Raw genomic sequence first — 16,939 nt, forward strand, 5'->3', positions numbered from 1 at the left:
ATTGTTGCTGCCGTATCGGCTGCGATTGCGGTTCTGGGTCGGTCTTCGTCATCAGAAACCACCAATGACGCGTATGTGACTGCCGACTACACGGTTGTTGCGCCGCGTGTGGCCGGGCAGATCACGGAGCTGCTGGTGGAGGACAATCAGGTCGTCCATCAGGGACAACTCCTCGCGCAGATCGACGACAGGGATTACAGGGCTGCGGTCGCTTCTGCAGAGGCGAACGTGGCCATGGCGAAAGCCGCTATCGACAATGCGTCAACAAGTATCGTGCAGCAGCAGTCGGTCATCGACCAGGCGAACGCTGCGCTCGCGGCGGCGCACGCGAATTACACATTCGCCCGGGCGGACTACAGCCGCTACACGGACCTGGCCAGCCGCGGTGCGGGAAGCGTACAGAACGCGCAGCAGGCGCAGTCGCGCATCGATACCGCACAGGCGGATGTTGCCCGCAACCTGGCCACTGTCAAGGCGGCACGGCAACAGGTCGCGGTGTTGCAGTCAGTCAGGGATCGCGCCCAGGCGGCGCTGGGACAGGCGTCGGCGGCACTCGATACGGCTCGCCTGAATCTTTCATGGACACGCATCGTTGCGCCAGTCGATGGCATGGTTGGCCGGCGCTCGGTGCGCCTTGGGGCGTATGTGACTGCGGGCACCCCCATGCTTGCCGTGGTTCCATTGCAGAAGGCCTATGTCGTCGCCAATTTCCAGGAAACGCAACTGACGTCGGTGCGGCGTGGCCAGACCGCCGATATCCATGTTGACACGTTTCCCGGTGCTGTGTTGCACGGAACGGTCGATAGCCTGGCACCTGCTACGGGGGTGACCTTTGCCCCGATCGCACCGGATAACGCAACGGGAAACTTCACCAAGATTGTCCAGCGCATTCCGGTGAAAATCCTGCTGCGTCCCGGGCAGCCTGAACTGGAACGCCTTCGCGTAGGCATGTCAGTCGAGGCAACCATCCGGACGGGCGACGCGGGTGGGCAGGGTAACACGGGGGGCATTCAGCAATGAGCCCGTATATTGTCCGCGTGGCCGGCGCGGTGTTGCTGACAACGCTAGCCGGGTGCATGGTCGGTCCGGACTATCACGAGCCCAAAGCGGCATTGCCGGCGCAGTGGACGCGGCAGGTCAAGCAGGAAGCGGCGCCGGCGCACAGTCATGCAGTCCCGGACAATGTCGACGCGCAGTGGTGGACCGTATTCTCGGACGCCGAACTCTCTTCGCTCGTTCAGCGTGTGGCGGGCGCAAACCTCGATGTCAAGGTCGCCACCCAACGGCTCATGCAGGCGCGGGCAGCCCGCCGCATGACCGGGGCGGACGCCATGCCCGCGCTCGAGGGAACGGCTTCGTATCAGCATTCGCGCTCGAGCCAGAATGGGCTCGTGGACATTTCAGGCCTGAATGGCCAGCATGACTATAACGTCTGGCAGCCGGGGATCGACGCCTCGTGGGAACTGGACCTCTGGGGGCGCGTGCGTCGCGAGATCGAATCTGCCGACGCGTCGGTACAGGCAACGGCCGAGTTGCGGCGCGATGTCCTGCTTTCGGCGATCGCCGAGACGGCGAGCGACTACATCCAGCTCAGGGGAGTACAGGCGCAACAGGCCGTCGTTGAGCAAAACCTCGACATCGCACGCCAAAGCCTGAAACTCACGCAGATCCGCTTTACCGACGGGGTAGCGACCCACCTCGAGACTGCGCAGGCAGCAGCTCAGGTGAGCGGCATCGAAGCGCGCCTGCCGGTGCTTGAAAACCAGCGGGTTCATCTCGTCAACGCCCTGAGTTTCCTGCTCGGTGAACCCCCGCGAACGCTCGAGAGCGAACTCGATGCCGTCCACGCCATTCCCCCTGTGCCGCCACGTGTGCCTGTGGGATTGCCTTCGCAACTGGCCGAGCGTCGGCCGGATATCCGCGAGGCAGAGGCACATTTGCATGCGGCAACGGCGGACATCGGTGTTGCCGTTGGCGACTTTTACCCACGGATCACACTCTCGGCGAACCTGAGTCTTCAGGCCATGCATTTCGGAGACCTCGACGAGTGGAGCTCGCGCATGTTCGGGGTAGGGCCGGCGCTGAGCGTACCGATTTTCGAGGGCGGCCGACTCAAGGGGCAACTCGAACTGCGCAAGGCACAACAGCGCGAGGCAATGATCGAGTATCAGCGCACCGTGCTCAATGCCTGGCATGAGGTCGATAACGCCATGAGCGACTATGACACACGGCAGACACGGGAGGAGAAACTTGATGCAACGGAGGCGCAGGACAGCGAGGCACTTGAGAACGCACGTCGTCAGTACGTTGCGGGTGCGACGGATTTCCTCAACGTGCTGACCGTCCAGCGCGACCTGCTGGATACGCAGCAAGCCAGGGTTGCCAGTACTACTGACGTATCACTCGCACTGGTCGGCCTTTACAAGGCTCTGGGAGGAGGGTGGGAAACGAGCTTTCCCTCTACGCCAGAGGCTGCAAAGGTCAGCGCTTCCACGCATGGGGAACTCGTGAGCAGTGGCGGGAGCGCGTCAGGCGAATCCGCACGGCGCCCTGATCCGGAGTAGCGATGAGCGGTCTCGACACTTCCCGCTTTGTCGTGTTTGACGTCAGCGCGTTTCCCGTTGTTACGGTGAATAACGACGCAATCGTCACTGGCTACGGGAAGCGTTGGGCGTCCGAAATGGACGCACTGATCGCGCTTGGCAACCCTTTCGCGATCGTCTACCGGGGAGCGATTTCGGATGAGTCTGCCGAAGATTACGCGCAGAGAGGACAGTGGCTCGTGAGGAACAGGGCGGTTGTGGCGAGGCTTTGCCGGGTTCTTGTCGTCGTTGAGCCGGATGAACGCCTGCGCGAGCAGGCCCGGGTGCGGGGGCGAGTGATGGCGAAAGCGTTTGGCGTTCCTCACAGGGCAGTGGCGACTGTTGAAGAAGCGGCGGACATCCTGTTCTATCGCGTGCGCGATGCGGGTCCGACAGGAAGTCCGTGATTCGTGCAGAAGCCAGGTATGACTTTATGTCCTGGTGAGTTGGCGTTTCGCACACTACGGGGGAGGCACGAGCATTTTTTCTCTTGCTGAACTGAGGAGTTTATATGGATCGTCTTGACGCCATGAGGGCCTTTGTGCGGGTGGTCGACACGCGGGGATTCACAAGGGCTGCCGAGGCTCTGAATCTGAATACGGCATCAGTTTCCCGCATGGTCCAGGTCCTGGAGGAGCAGATCAATGTCAGGCTGCTGAACCGGACAACGAGGAGCGTGAGCCCAACGCCGGAGGGGCTGACGTATTATGAGGCGTGTGTCCGGGTGCTGGCGCAGGTGGACAACATGAACGAGGAAGCCATGTCGGCAGGCCAGAGCCCCGAGGGGCGGATCAAGGTCGGCATGCCGTCGATTCTCGCGCGCGGCGTGGTCATACCCGCATTGCCCTTGTTGCTGGATAAGTATCCTGGGCTGGATATCGAGCTGGCCATCTCTGACGAGCAGTTCAGCCTCGCTCAGGAAGCAATGGACTGCACGGTCCGGATTGGACCGATCCGCGAGTCACGCGTGGTGGCGAAAGAGGTTGGGAGGTTGTCTCACGCACTGTGCGCGGCACCGTCTTACCTGAGGCGAAATGGAATGCCGCGCACAGTCGGCGAACTGGAGGATCATGCGTCCGTCGCGCTCAACCATGGTGAAAGGGGCGGACAGAAGCCATGGGAGACGACGGGTGCGATTGCAGCGGTTTCGACGCGGCGCCAGGTCACTGTCAACGATCCCGAGGCAATGATCTCCTGCGCAGTTTCAGGGCTCGGCATTATCTCGGCCTATCGGCTTGCTCTTTCGCCTTACATCGAGAAAGGTCTGCTCGCGGAGATACCGATCGAAAGCGGTGTGGCCGACGCGCCGGTGAGTATCGTGTTTTATCCGAGTCGCCATTTGCCCAGCAAGATTCGCGTTTTTATCGACTGGCTTTGCGAAGTGCTCGCCGAAGGTGTGCGGATTGCGGAAGCCGGTCGCGACGTGACGGCACTGGCGGCTATGGCGCCCGGGACCGTGCAGTTTAGCCGCAGTGTACCGGCATGATGCGGGAAGGCTCGTCTCACCTGCTTCGCCAAACGCTGCGACCGGGACCGTAGCCCCGCTTTCGTTGGTCGCGTTGAACGACGTAGCGCTCAGGTGCTGGAATAGCGATCCTTGAAGGAAGTCTCTCAGGCGCGTAGACGGAGAATGGACTTTAGGATGCCTGTCAATCGTGAATAAATTTCCAGCGTGATTTGACTGCTGTGTAGGCAAATTGTCCGAACGCGCGCTGCCTTTATGGACTGTGAAGACAAACGACATTGGCAGTGGAATGTTGTTGATATTAGCTTGTCTGGAAATGTAAATAATGAGTTTTCATTTTCAGTGTTGAAGATTTTTTACTGGTTAATAGAATCAGGATGTGGAGGCCGGGAGACGTTGTCGTTGCCATCCCGATAATGTGCTGCCAATCGATTCTTGACGATGGTGGCGTCAATAATTCGCGTAACGGTGGCATGCAGAATCGTGAGAGCTTGAACTGATAGAGGAGCTGTAATGGATCAACGATCTTCCGGAACGCAGCAATCTGACGGATTTCCTTTGAATGCACCGGCCAATGCGAACCGGAGGCCGAAGGCAGTGCCAACAGGCGGGGATAACCGACGTGTACCCGAACGCAACTGGGCCTGGGCGTCAGGACGAGAATCGTATGACTGGATGGATTCCTATAGTTCCGTGAGCCTGGACGAGTGAATAAAACGAGTCCATATCTGAACTGGCCGGGGGCGGCTACCCTCTGTTCGGGCTAACATGTTCCGCCGCTCCGGACGAACGGCACACATGCTGCGCGAGATGCGGTTCACGTTGGCGGAGTGGGGTTCCGCCGACATGTTAGGTCTGCGTGGCTTCTTTCGTGTTGCCCGAAGCACACATTGGGCAGACGTTCGTTAGGGCGCGTAGGGCAGCCTGGATCGGAACCGGTCGCCGTGCAGTTGCGATAAGCCGCTGACTGCTCCAAACGGATGTATTGGATGAAGAGCGGAATTTGTCTGAACACGAAACGGGCAATCCAGTGATCAGGTTGGCGGCGTCGACAAAACGAACCTGTACTGTCCTTCCGCGTCGCGGGGGGGCGGGGCACAATTTCGGTGGAGCGATCGGATCGCTCAGGGTGGCCTGGGCGGGACTTGCGGGTGGGTGGTTGCGACATCCGCGCTATGTCTGCATTAAATGATATGAGCAAGTTCGATACGGTACTTGGAACCAGGATCCGGATACTTCGGCAGCGCCAGAACAAAACGCTTGAGAAAACCGCGCTTGCGAGCGGCCTCTCGAAGGGGTATCTCTCTCAGGTCGAACGTGGTCGCGCTTTGCCGTCCTTGTCTGCACTGGCTGGGATATCTTCGGCCCTGGGTGTCGCAATGGGTTACTTTCTCGGCCCGGAGAAGGGCTCCGTTACGCGCGCTGATCATCGAACGTACTTTGGTCTTGACGACTCAGGAAGTCTCTTTGCCCGATTGACAAACATCGACGGTGACAACCAGATGGAGGCGATTTTGGTCCGGATGCCGCCCGGCCAGAAGCGATCTGAGATAGCCACGCGCGCAAGCGAGCAACTGATACACGTCCTTTCCGGTGAGATTACGTTGACTCTGGAGTGCAGGGACTTTCTTTTGAGCAAAGGGGATTGCGCCCAATACAAGTCCAAAGTGCCGCATGCCTGGGAAAACTCCTCCCAAGGCGAGGCGACGATACTCTGGATCGGCACGCCAAAACTCCTCTGAACGAAAGCCGGCGAGTCGCACTTTCGTCGAGGCCTCCTTGGCTCCATCCGTAATGGTGTGCGAGAACATCGAGCATCAGTGCGCGGACGGTCCGAAATTGCAGGCCGGAAAGCGTTTCGGGCCGGGCTTGCAATCCCGCGCAGGCCGACGAGGCCGGTCCATCGCGCCGAGGCTGCGAGCTGGAAACGTACGGTCAGATGGCGTCATCTGACCGCGTATTCGGGGGCATCAGGGGGAACAGCGACGCCTTGATGGTTGCTCCCGGGATACTCCAGCGAGCGCTGGGGCTGCAGATGCAGCCCGCTACTGTGTCGTTCAGATCGCCAGACAGATCTTGCCGAAGTGTCCGGCTTCTTGTTGATGACGGAATGCATCGGCGATTTCATCGAGTGCAAATGTCCTGTCAACGACCGGCTTGAGACCGGTCGCTTCGATGGCGCGCACCATCTCGATCTGGTGCATGCGACTGCCGACCACGAGCCCTTGCAGGATCTGCTGACGTCGCATCAGCGTGACCGTCGGAACCTGTCCGCTAATACCTGTGAGCACGCCGATGAGGGCGATATGACCTCCGATCCGGCAGGCCTCGATCGACTGGGTGAGTGTGTCCGGACCGCCGACCTCGACGACATGGTCCACGCCACGGCCTTCGGTGAGCGCCAGTACTTTCGCGGCCCAGTCCGGTTCGCGCCTGTAGTTGACGAGGTGATCCGCACCGAGTGCCTGTGCGCGTGCGAGTTTGGCGTCGGATGACGAGGTCACAATGACCTGCGCACCCATGTATTTGGCGATCTGCAGTGCGAAAATCGAGACACCGCCTGTGCCAAGCACCAGCACCGTGTCACCGGCTTTCAGTCCACCGTCGACAACAAGCGCACGCCACGCAGTCAGTCCCGCCGTGGTCAGTGTGGCCGCCTGTGCATGGGTATAGCCGCGTGGGGCATGTGTGAACCAGTGCGATGGTCGTACAACGTACTCGCGGGCGTAGCCGTCGACGCCATCGCCGGGCGTGGTCGAGAAGTCGCCAATGGCCGGCGCGCCATCGAGCCAGTGCGGAAAGAAGCATGAAACCACCGCGTCGCCTGGGGCGAACTCCGTGACGCCTTCTCCGGTCGCCTCGACGATCCCGGCGCCGTCGGACATGGGAATGCGGCCGTCGGCCGTCGGCATCCTGCCCGTGACGACTCCAAGATCATGGAAGTTGAGCGAGCTCGCGTGAATGCGCACGCGGATTTCGCCGGCGGCGGGCGCGCCGGGATCGTTGAGGTTGACGAGCTGGAGGTTGTCGAGCCCGGCGGGCTGGCGCAGAACGACGGCTTTCATCAGTGCTGTTCCTTGGTGCTATGGGTGAAGGTGCAAATAACAGTGCAATTGACGGACGCGACATGAACGATCGGTTCGGGACGGGCGGTGCCGGGCAGATCTGCGTAAGGTGACAGCGCGACAGCAGGTCCTTCGTGATTTCAATCGATCCGTGACTCGACGTTGATTATCCAGGCGCCCGTCTATTGGGACAAGAACGTACAATTAAAGCCGGTACTTTCAATGATGTAGGTATGGCACCATGCGCCCGAAACGTCTGGACAGTAAAAGCGGATGTGCTGTCGAGGTCACACTCTCTGTCATCGGCGGTCTCTGGAAGCCCGTGATTCTCTTCCATCTGTTGCGGGAGAAACGGCGTTTTATGGAACTCACCCGGCTGATGCCGAACACGACGCAGCGCATGCTTACGCTGCAGCTACGTGAGCTGGAAGCTGACGGTATCGTCGCACGTCATGTCTACCCGCAGGTCCCCCCCAAGGTGGAATATGAACTCACCCCGTTCGGGCGCACGCTCGCTCCGGTTCTCGTGAGTCTGAGGCAGTGGGGGGAAGCATATCAGGCACGCGATTCAGAGCTCACGCAGAGCGAAAAGCGACGCGGGCGCGCGTCGAGGGCCTGAAGCCTGGGGCAGCGCCCGCGAAGAGCTCCCGGCAGGCACTGCGCCCGGTGTGTGCGCGAATGAGCAAGAGACAGTGCAGGAATCTTCATGCCCCGTTGCGCCGAAGGAGCGATCCTGTCGGTACACCAACAGGACATGAGGGACCTGCAATGACGAACTCTTCCGCCCGCGATATCGTGACGGCGCTTCACGCATACGACGATCTGCCGCCTTTTCCCAAGGTCAATATCCATTTTCTCGCGACGGCGCCGGGCAACGAGCGTCTGCTGGAATTCATGACGGAGCGGCCGGCGAATCCGGGGCAGTTCAAGGGCAAGCGCATCGGGATCATCGCCACGCACGGCGTGGAGGAAACGGAAGTGTCGATTCCGCGCAAGTGGCTTGAAGCACGCGGTGCAACCTGCCATCTGGTGTCGCCCAGGCATATCGAATATGCGGCCGCCTTCGGCATCCAGTTCCCCGAGATTGCCAAAACGCATGTTCTTGCAATCCAGTTTACTCACAATTCTGGCTGGATTCCGGTCGACGCCCACATCGAGGCGGTGAGCGTCGACGACTACGACGCGGTCTATGTGCCGGGTGGAGCATGGAACCCGGACCAGCTGCGGGTGAACGCCGGCGTGCTGAAGTTCCTGCAGGCATTTCAGCGAACCGGCAAGCCCATAGGCGCGTTGTGCCACGGTTCCCAGGTCCTGCTGAGCGCCCGGCTGCTCAAAGGGCGTCGGGCGACGGGTTACTGGAACATCATGGAGGATCTGGCCAATGCGGGAGCCAACGTCGTGGATGAACCCGTTGTCGTGGACGAAAACGTGATCACCAGTCGCTTCATTTATGACATTCCACAGTTTGTGGGTGCCATCGTGGGTCAGATCAGTTAGGAAAGGGTAGCGATCAAAACAAAATCAGGAGGCGAAATGTTAGACCTGGCGGCAATCGAAGGACGTGAGCGCAATGGGACGAATGCGCTTTTCAATGGTAACAAGCTGAAGCTGGGCCTGTTTGGCCTGAACTGCGATAGCGGCTGCGCGATGACCCTGGTGGACGAACGGCACAAATTGACCTGGGAGCTGACGAGGGAAATTGCGCAGGTGGCGGACAAGGCCGGGATCGAAGCACTGGTGCCTGTAGCGCGCTGGATGGGTTTGGGCGGGCCGACCAACTTCAACGGGCGAAACTTCGAAACCTATACCTGGGCTGCCGGACTGGCTGCGGTCACCGAACATATCACGCTGACGACGACCTCCCACGTCCAGACGACCCACCCGGTGTTCGCTGCGAAGCAGGCGGCCACAATCGATCATATCTCGGGAGGGCGGTACTGCCTGAACGTTGTCTGTGGATGGTTTCATCCCGAACTCGGCATGTTCGGAGTGCCCTTCATGGAACATGACGCACGATACGACTACGCCGACGAATGGCTGAGCGTCGTCAAGCGGCTGTGGACCGAGGACGGGAGCTTCAGCCATCACGGGAAATACTTTCAGATCGAGGAGGCATTCGCGATGCCGAAGCCGATCCAGCGACCGCTGCCGCCGGTTATCAATGCGGGGGGATCTGAACGGGGACGCAATTTTATCGCTTCGCAATGTGACATCGGGTACGTTGTCATTACCGATCACAACAACAAGGACGCCATTCGCAGGCAGGTCGCGCAATATCGCACGCTCGCAGCGGAGAAGTACGGCCGCGAGGTTCAGGTCTGGACGCATGCATATGTAGTCCAGCGCGATTCCGACCGGGAGGCCGAAGAGTACCTGCGTTATTTTGCGGTCGAGAAGAGAAACGAGGAGGCGGTCGAAAATGCCGCAAAGTATCTCGGGTTGAATTCGGAAATCATGCCTGAGGCGGCCTGGCAGACTTTCAAGCTCCACCTCTCCGGTGGTTACGCCGGTTACAGCCTGGTCGGCTCGGCCGAAACCATCGCAGAACGGCTGGCCGAACTGTCGGAACTCGGGATCGATGGTGTGGCGATTCATTGGGTTGACTACCTCGACGGGTTGCGCCGGTTCAACTCCGGCGTGATGCCCCTTCTCGAAAGAGCCGGCCTGCGCAAGCCCTTTCGACCGGTCTAAGGTTCTGCCGCGCATCGGGCGCGCGGCAGCGGCACACGATGCGCTTTCTGATCGGATCACGCAATGAACCAGGACAATTGGCTGATGTCTTCCACCGACGATTTCAAACACGCGATGCGTCGCCTGACGTCGACCGTATCCTTGATTACCACTGTAGAGAACGAAGGCAGATATGGCATGGTGATGACAGCCGTCTGTTCGCTGGGCGTCATTCCACCGAGCTTGCTGATCAGTGTCGCTCATACTGCCAGCATGCATGCCCCGCTACTGCGGGTGCGCAGGTTCGCGGTCAATATCCTGTCTGCGGAGCAGGCGTTCCTTGTCGAACCGTTCAGCGGCAAGGTGAAGGGTGAGGGACGCTTCGCCTTTGGCGAGTGGACGAAAGGCGTCTACGGCTTGCCCCAGCTCGTCGGCGCACAGGCCACCGTATTTTGCGACGTCGGGCAGACGTTCGAGCACTCTGGGCACACCGTTGTGATCGGTACGGTGGCTGAAACTGTCTACGAAAACACGATCGGGCCTTTGCTCTACGAGAACGGGAAATTTGCGCGCGCGCAATTGCTTCAATAACTTCACGACACGGTTTCAGCGCGCGGCGCATGCGTTCGCCGCGCATCCCGATTTTTAGCGAGAGAGCAGATCATGAAGCTGGTGCGGTACGGTGAGAAGAACGCGGAGCGGCCGGGGTTCGTGGACAACCAGGGGGCGGTAAGAGATCTGTCGTGCGCTCTGGCCGACATTACGCCCGAAGCGTTGGCAGGTGGTCGGTTCAATGAACTGGCTGCCTTGAACGTAAATCAATTTCCCGTAGTGGTACATCCTGGAAGGTTCGGAGTGCCGATTTCCGGGATCGGAAAACTCGTGTGTATCGGGCTCAATTACCGGGATCACGCCAGAGAGGCACGGCTACCGGTTCCTGAAGAGCCGGTCGTGTTTCTGAAAGCGACAAGTGCATTGACCGGACCTGACGATGGCGTGATGTTGCCGCGAGGCGCCAGGAAAGTCGACTGGGAGGTCGAGCTGGGTGTGGTGATCGGACAACCTGCCCGCTACGTCGGGCAAGCGAATGCACTTGAACATGTCGCCGGGTACGTGATCGTGAACGACATCTCCGAGCGCGCCTGGCAACTGGAGCGGGGGGGGCAATGGACGAAGGGCAAGAGCTCCGATTCCTTTGCACCGGTCGGGCCCTGGCTCGTCACTTCTGAAGAGATCCCTGAGCCGCACGACCTGGGGCTGTGGCTTGAACTCAACGGTCAGCGCTGCCAGACGGGACATACCGGCGACATGATCTTCAGTGTGAGGGAAATCGTGAGCTACGTGAGCGAATTCATGACGCTGATGCCCGGCGATATCGTGTGCACGGGAACGCCCGCGGGGGTGGGATTCGGGATGACGCCTCCCAGATTTTTGCGGGCAGGCGACACGATGCGATTGGGCATTGATGGACTGGGCGAGCAGCGGCAGCACGTGATCTCACTTGATCAGGAAATCTAGCAACGTGTGCACGGTGCGCGAAGCGCCCGCGCAGGACCAGCGCAAGTTTGCGCGCGTTTGTGAGACGCGAGTACTTGCCAGCGAGGACAGAAGGAGGGACGGGTATGTGCAGCGAGATGGAGGATCTTGTCAACCGGTTCGGTCAGGGCAGCATGGTGATCTTGACGGATGATGAAGACAGGGAGGGGGAGGGCGATATGGTGATTGCCGGGGCGCATTGCTCTGAGGAAGCGATGACCTTTCTCATCCGTCATGGATGCGGCATCGTCTGCGCGCCGCTGAGCGCTGCAGTCGCTGAGCGGCTGTACCTGGCGCCGATGGTACAGGTGAATACGGCGCCGTTGTCCACCGCTTTCACGGTGAGCGTCGATTTGCGGGTGGGCTTGCGCACGGGCATATCGGCTGCCGAACGGGCGGCGACAGTGCGTCTGCTCGCTGATCCGAACTCAATCGCCTCGGATTTCGTACAGCCGGGTCACCTGTTCCCGCTTCGGGCGCACCCTGGCGGCGTGGCTGCGCGACCCGGACATACCGAGGGAGCGATCGAACTGTGCAGACGAGCGAAGCTTGCTGAAGTGGCCGCAATCTGCGAACTGTTCAATGATGACGGAACGGTGATGCGAGGTGCTGACATACGGCGATTTGCCGCGCGCCACAGCTTGCCGATTACATCCATCGCGGCGCTTGAGGAAACCATGGTCGGTCATTACGCCTGAAGCGGTGAAAGGTAGGGAGGGACCGGCTCCAGTTTCATGGTGCGAACCCGATTGAAGCGTTGCAGCCAGCGCATGTCCGCTTCCTGGAGATGGTCCTGCAGGGACTGTACGGCCATCTCAATGTTGTCGCTCAGCACGTAGCCGATGATTTGCCGATGCTCTTTGAGCGCATCATAAATCGAATGTTCGGGCGTTTTGAGGTACCGGTCGGTTACATATCGCGTGGGAATGAACAGAATGTGTGTGCGGGCGAGCGCGATGCGGATTTCCTCGTTAGGACAAAGCGACAGCAAGTCGATGTGAAGATCGGTTTCCGCCGCGTCCATATCGCCCTTGTCACATCGATGGCGCGCGATCTGCCCGCTGAGCCTCTCGTATGCAGCGGTGAGCCACTGGCGTGAGGCGAGCGGTGCAGCGTGCATCAATGCGGCGGGCTCCAGCAGACGCCGGATTTCGAAGAGGTGGTTGATGCGCTCGGTCGTTATCCTGGCCGCAACCCAGTGTCCCGATGGATCCTTCGATAACATGCCCACACCGTGCATTCGCGCGACGACACCGCGCGCGACCGTTCTGCTCACATTGAAATGCTCTGCGAGCCGCTCTTCGGTCAGGCGGACGGCGCCAAAGAGCACCCGCTTGCAAAGCTCGCGCTCGACGCAGGCATAAATGCGCTGCCACTGAGGCTCGGTCGTGAGGCTGACCGTATCGAGATGCGCGATCTTCGCTTCGCCCGCTGGGCTGCCGGCCACCTGGTAGCCACGTCCTGCGGTTTCGGTGATGAGTTTGTGTTCGCACAGCAGGGCGAGCGCAATACGCGCAGGTGAGCGGCTGATGCCGAAAGCCCTGGCAACGCGCGCCTCAAGCAGCTTCTCCCCCGGTGCAATTTTTCCTGCTTCGATCATCTCTCGCAGCAGGCGATACGTCCGATCCTGAATGGAGGTTCCGGAGTCGAATTCAGGGGAGGTAACGATGTTGTCGACTGGGGCGTTTCTCATTTTCGATGTCAATTCCATCTCGACCCTGGCCTGTGCGGCCGATGCGCGTTGCGGCGATCCACGGTGCGACAGGCGGGCGTTGTATCGCCGGAGCGCCGTGGAGCGCTCCGTTGCAGACTGTGTGGCCGGTGGCGGGGCGGGCGCGATGGTGTAGTGGCTTGCAACAGATGATACAGGCCCCAAACCGTGACCTAGCGAAGGCTGCCAGGCAGCGGTTCGCCGGCGACCGGAGGCGCCTGGATGAGCGGCCGGCAGGCGCGACTTCCGCGGCCCCCCTCGATGAGCACATCGCGGTCAATCTTGGCGACATCGGTGATCCCGCACAGCGCCATGGTCATGTCCAGTTCGCTGCGTATGATTTCCAGCGCGCGTGTCACGCCGGCTTCGCCGGCAGCGCCGAGGCCATACAGGAACGCTCGTCCGATATAGACGCCGCGCGCACCGCACGCGAGGGCTTTGAGTACGTCCTGGCCGGAGCGGATGCCACTATCCATATGCAACTCGATGTCACCCTGGATCGCGTCTGCGATGCGCGGCAGTACGGAGATGGAGGACGGAGCACCGTCGAGTTGCCGTCCGCCGTGATTTGACACGATCAATGCGTCAGCACCGCACCTGGCGGCCATTCTCGCATCGTCAGCATCGAGGATGCCTTTGAGCACGAGTTTCCCTTTCCATCGCTTGCGTACCCATTCAACGTCCTTCCAGGTCAGCGTCGGATCGAATTGCCTGGCTGCCCATTCAGCCATGGATGCGATGCCCGTGACGCCCGGTGCGTGGCCGACGATATTTCCGAACGAATGGCGGGATGTACGCAACATACCCGCGCACCATGAGGGATAGCGTGCCAGGTGCGCCAGATTGCGCAATGTCAGCTTCGGAGGCGTGGACAGCCCGTTTCGCAGGTCGCGGTGCCGCTGTCCCTGGATCTGCAGATCCAGGGTAAATACCAGAACCGGACAGCCGGCATGCTCGGCGCGCTGGATCAGATTCTCGATAAACCCCCGGTCTTTCATCATGTAGAGCTGAAACCAGAACGGTGCGCGAGCGTGCTCGGCGACATCCTCGATAGAGCAGACACTGACCGTGGAGAGCGTAAATGGGACCCCGAATCGCTTCGCAGCCCTGGCGGCCAGAATCTCTCCGTCAGCGTGCTGCATACCGGCAATACCCGTGGGTGCCAGCGCAACGGGCATGGACGCGGGGATGCCGGCCAGCGTCGTTTCCAGTCTCCGGTGGCTGAAATCGACCGCCACCTTCTGCCTGAAATGCAGTTTTGCGAAATCCTCGGAATTGGCACGATAGGTCGATTCGGTCCAGGAGCCCGCGTCTACATATTCATAGAACATTTTCGGCACGCGACGCCTGGCGTGCTGGCGCAATTCTTCGATGCTGGAAAAGTGGGTCATGTTGGTGTTTGACGTGATGTGCGTTTTTTTCCTCGCCAGTCATTGATGCCAGCAGGCCCGGAATAGTCTTTAATGAACAGTGTATCCAATGTTCAAAAATAGTCTATAGAGAGAAAACCGGGATTGTCAAGGCACAGGTCGGGGGGTAGCGTCACGTAAACCGGGTCGTTTCGACAGAGACCGGGATCAGGAGCCGAACCGGGTCGGCCGCTGCGGCACGGGCAGCGGGCGGACGCGGATGTTGGGACGGAGACGAGATGGACACGCTGGAAGATCATGGCGCCCGGTTGCAATGCGGTGCAGACGCGATTGAGGATTCCCTTCGCGCGAACCTTGTGAGTTGGCGGGTGCGCTCAGCCCCCGCTGGCAGAGCACTGACCGCAGACATACGGCCGGGACGACTGGACGGCGGTGTCCGGCTCATTGAGCTTTCGGGTGACCCGTTTGTGGGCGAGCGTGGACAAGTCGATATATCGTGCGACGGTGAGGACTATGTCGGTGTTCTGCTACAGCGCACCGGTACCACGGTTTGTGATACCGGTGACCGGAAGACATTGATTCAGCCTGGTGAGGTTTGTGTATGGTTGAGTGGGCGACCTGCGCGTTTTGAGATGCCCGCCCGCTTCCAGAAGCTCTGCATGATCATTCCGGTCTCTCGCTTCGAAAGCGTGCTGCACCACGCGACTTCTTACGAGGGGCTGCATCTACTCGCCGGTCATCACTTCGCCACGCTCTTGAGCGCGTACCTGACGGCGCTGGCGCGAGAGGTTGTCGACCAGCCGGGCCGCGGTGCGTCGGATATCGTGGACGTGACGCTGGAGTTGCTGGGGGCTGCGTTTCGGGCCTATCGTTCGCCGTCGGGTCAGTCGCCGCGCAGTCGCCTCACGGACCGGATCTTGCGGTACATTGAAGCACGGCTCGAGGACACGGGCCTGACGCCTCAGGCGATCGCTGAGGATAACGGCATCTCACTGCGCTACCTGTATCTCCTGTTCAATGAGCGTGGCATGACCGTCGCCGGGTGGATCCGGCAGCGGCGCCTCGAGCGCTGCCGCGCCGAACTGGCCGATGGACGGCGCGCGCGGACGGTGGCCGAGATTGCCTACCATTGGGGCTTTAGTGATTCGGCGCATTTCAGCCGCCTGTTCAAATCCACTTTTGGTGTCTCGCCCAGCGCCTACAAGGCGACTCGTGAATAAGCGGCGAGGGCACGCGCATCGCGGTTTCCCTGTGAGCAACCGTCAGGAGTGGTGTGCGGCCCGGCCGGCATGAGTGCGCGACAGGCGCGTGAAGCACCGGTGTGCATTCAATCACCTGACTGCATCCTCGACGGGTATACCTTTCCAAAGGATGGATTTCCACTCCGCTCAAGATTAATCGGGTATCCGTGTTTCGTTGTTGAATCGTCATTGCGCGGCAGAGCAAAGTCAGCGGCATGCAAACGTCTACCGAGGTGTCGACGAACGGTCATCTGCGGCCCATGAGCCGCCGTTCACGTGCGTCTTCGGTCGGACGCTCACGCACCGGCTTCGCCTCCTGCAAGCGGCCATCCGACCGACAAAGAAATGCTCCTTCGCCAGTCCAGGCGGCCGCTCTGTTAGTGCCGTGGGAATGTGCCTCACAGGCACGATGCAGCTAACGCTGTTGTCACGGCATCGCAGTGTTCGTAGTGACTCCAGTGCAGAGTTCCGGCCTGACATAGTTGCTTCTGTTCGCGGTCACATGCTTCGGTCTCGTAGGGCAGGCCGTAGTTCGAGCTCGTTCGCTCTATTCGCGCGAAGCCGCGTTTCCCCAAATGCATACCGGCGATCAAAAGACCCTCCGAACTGACCAGGTCCAAAAGCCGCGATCGTGTGGCGGTTGCGGGGGAAGGGTCTTGGTCGAATGCAATCGATACGTCGGGCCGTTGAACCTGGATATAAGGAAAATGAACGATATCTCCCCATGCGAGCAGGCAATTCGTCCGGCTGTGTCGACCAGTTCTTCAACATGGTCGGAATGGGCGTGTGTGAGCAGGATCGAGTCGATCTTGGCTGGTTCGACACCGGCAAGCGATAGGTTGGTTTGCCCTGGCAGTTTTGCAAGCCAACGGAGTGCCGGAAACTTCTCCAGCGCAACACCTTACTTGATTCAAGGTGTTGCACTTGAAGCTAGGGACTAAGAATTGTCGCCGCCGTTCTGGCGATATTCGTCGTCCGTAAGGATATCGAGACCATCAATCGTGTGGACGGCCAGGTAGACCGGGCAGCCGTCGCTTACCGACTTGAAGCGCTGCGACGTGTGATAGCCAGTCACCGCAATGAGGGCGGGGAGTTTTTCAAGTCGGTAGCGCCAGCACGCCAGAGCGTAAGCAGTCGATCGCCGCGTACTGATGGATGCCTCGCCTGATCGTCATCGTGTCTATCTGGATCTGGTCTCCTGGAACCGGACGGCTATCGTGTTTCGTTTGCCACGCAATTCTATTCGTTAGGTAAGCGAGGAATCCCATGCGTCTTCGCTGCAGCCATCGCAACCACTTA

The 16,939-nt window shown here is 60.2% G+C and carries 15 protein-coding genes and 3 pseudogenes; 12 read left to right on the forward strand and 6 right to left on the reverse strand.

The window, feature by feature from the left end:
- The 5 genes from C7411_RS17030 to C7411_RS17050 all read left to right on the forward strand — a co-directional run.
- The coding region (locus C7411_RS17030) for an HlyD family secretion protein (protein ID WP_207786536.1) at window positions 1-1,020 on the forward strand (1,020 nt) is incomplete at its 5' end.
- Window positions 1,017-2,564 (forward strand): efflux transporter outer membrane subunit, encoded by a 1,548-nt coding sequence (locus C7411_RS17035; protein ID WP_207786537.1) that lies wholly within the window; start codon window positions 1,017-1,019, stop codon window positions 2,562-2,564. The genes C7411_RS17030 and C7411_RS17035, both read left to right, overlap by 4 nt.
- A 2-nt stretch (window positions 2,565-2,566) precedes the next feature.
- The gene (locus tag C7411_RS17040) at window positions 2,567-2,989 is read left to right on the forward strand and encodes a hypothetical protein (RefSeq protein WP_110385433.1); all 423 of its coding nucleotides are present in this window, start codon (window positions 2,567-2,569) and stop codon (window positions 2,987-2,989) included.
- Window positions 2,990-3,093: 104 nt separating this feature from the next.
- Window positions 3,094-4,068 carry a LysR family transcriptional regulator gene (locus C7411_RS17045; RefSeq protein WP_110385434.1) on the forward strand — a complete coding sequence of 325 codons (975 nt, stop codon included), beginning with the start codon at window positions 3,094-3,096 and terminating at the stop codon, window positions 4,066-4,068.
- 1,172 nt (window positions 4,069-5,240) lie between these two features.
- Complete coding sequence (locus tag C7411_RS17050; RefSeq protein WP_165822824.1) at window positions 5,241-5,789, forward strand: helix-turn-helix domain-containing protein; 549 nt, start codon at window positions 5,241-5,243, stop codon at window positions 5,787-5,789.
- A 315-nt stretch (window positions 5,790-6,104) separates the two neighbouring features.
- Here C7411_RS17050 and C7411_RS17055 read toward each other — a convergent pair whose 3' ends face one another.
- Entirely contained in the window at window positions 6,105-7,112 is a 1,008-nt protein-coding gene (locus C7411_RS17055) for a zinc-dependent alcohol dehydrogenase family protein (RefSeq protein WP_110385436.1), read from the reverse strand.
- Window positions 7,113-7,353: 241 nt separating this feature from the next.
- On the opposite strand from C7411_RS17055, the gene C7411_RS17060 reads away from it, so the two are divergent.
- The 6 genes from C7411_RS17060 to ribB all read left to right on the forward strand — a co-directional run bounded on the left by C7411_RS17060 (window position 7,354) and on the right by ribB (window position 12,016).
- Entirely contained in the window at window positions 7,354-7,731 is a 378-nt protein-coding gene (locus tag C7411_RS17060; protein WP_110385437.1) for a winged helix-turn-helix transcriptional regulator, read from the forward strand.
- A 149-nt stretch (window positions 7,732-7,880) separates the two neighbouring features.
- On the forward strand, window positions 7,881-8,609 hold the full coding sequence (locus tag C7411_RS17065) for a DJ-1/PfpI family protein (RefSeq protein WP_165822825.1): 729 nt from the start codon (window positions 7,881-7,883) through the stop codon (window positions 8,607-8,609).
- A 36-nt stretch (window positions 8,610-8,645) separates the two neighbouring features.
- The gene (locus C7411_RS17070; protein ID WP_110385439.1) at window positions 8,646-9,803 is read left to right on the forward strand and encodes an LLM class flavin-dependent oxidoreductase; all 1,158 of its coding nucleotides are present in this window, start codon (window positions 8,646-8,648) and stop codon (window positions 9,801-9,803) included.
- Between the two features lie 63 nt (window positions 9,804-9,866).
- Window positions 9,867-10,373 carry a flavin reductase family protein gene (locus tag C7411_RS17075; RefSeq protein ID WP_110385440.1) on the forward strand — a complete coding sequence of 169 codons (507 nt, stop codon included), beginning with the start codon at window positions 9,867-9,869 and terminating at the stop codon, window positions 10,371-10,373.
- A gap of 72 nt (window positions 10,374-10,445) precedes the next feature.
- Entirely contained in the window at window positions 10,446-11,300 is an 855-nt protein-coding gene (locus C7411_RS17080) for a fumarylacetoacetate hydrolase family protein (RefSeq protein ID WP_110385441.1), read from the forward strand.
- A 104-nt stretch (window positions 11,301-11,404) separates the two neighbouring features.
- Window positions 11,405-12,016 (forward strand): 3,4-dihydroxy-2-butanone-4-phosphate synthase, encoded by a 612-nt coding sequence (ribB, locus tag C7411_RS17085; protein WP_110385442.1) that lies wholly within the window; start codon window positions 11,405-11,407, stop codon window positions 12,014-12,016.
- On the opposite strand, the gene C7411_RS17090 is transcribed toward ribB, so the two are convergent.
- Complete coding sequence (locus C7411_RS17090; protein WP_110385443.1) at window positions 12,007-13,011, reverse strand: GntR family transcriptional regulator; 1,005 nt, start codon at window positions 13,009-13,011, stop codon at window positions 12,007-12,009. The two genes, ribB and C7411_RS17090, sit on opposite strands and share 10 nt — an antisense overlap.
- A gap of 191 nt (window positions 13,012-13,202) precedes the next feature.
- The gene (locus C7411_RS17095) at window positions 13,203-14,420 is read right to left on the reverse strand and encodes an alpha-hydroxy acid oxidase (RefSeq protein ID WP_110385444.1); all 1,218 of its coding nucleotides are present in this window, start codon (window positions 14,418-14,420) and stop codon (window positions 13,203-13,205) included.
- Between the two features lie 257 nt (window positions 14,421-14,677).
- On the opposite strand from C7411_RS17095, the gene C7411_RS17100 reads away from it, so the two are divergent.
- Window positions 14,678-15,619 carry a helix-turn-helix domain-containing protein gene (locus tag C7411_RS17100; RefSeq protein ID WP_110385445.1) on the forward strand — a complete coding sequence of 314 codons (942 nt, stop codon included), beginning with the start codon at window positions 14,678-14,680 and terminating at the stop codon, window positions 15,617-15,619.
- A 524-nt stretch (window positions 15,620-16,143) separates the two neighbouring features.
- Here the strand turns inward: C7411_RS17100 and C7411_RS39125 are convergent.
- The 3 pseudogenes from C7411_RS39125 to C7411_RS38185 form a co-directional block, all read right to left on the reverse strand.
- Window positions 16,144-16,374: pseudogene (locus C7411_RS39125) on the reverse strand (MBL fold metallo-hydrolase); the annotation flags it as partial.
- A gap of 65 nt (window positions 16,375-16,439) precedes the next feature.
- Window positions 16,440-16,532 (reverse strand): annotated as a pseudogene (locus C7411_RS39130) (hypothetical protein); the annotation flags it as partial.
- Between the two features lie 51 nt (window positions 16,533-16,583).
- Window positions 16,584-16,793, reverse strand: a pseudogene (locus tag C7411_RS38185) (hypothetical protein); the annotation flags it as partial.
- Window positions 16,794-16,939 lie beyond the last annotated feature (146 nt).

The organism is Paraburkholderia silvatlantica (assembly GCF_003096715.1).
Classification (GTDB): domain Bacteria; phylum Pseudomonadota; class Gammaproteobacteria; order Burkholderiales; family Burkholderiaceae; genus Paraburkholderia; species Paraburkholderia silvatlantica.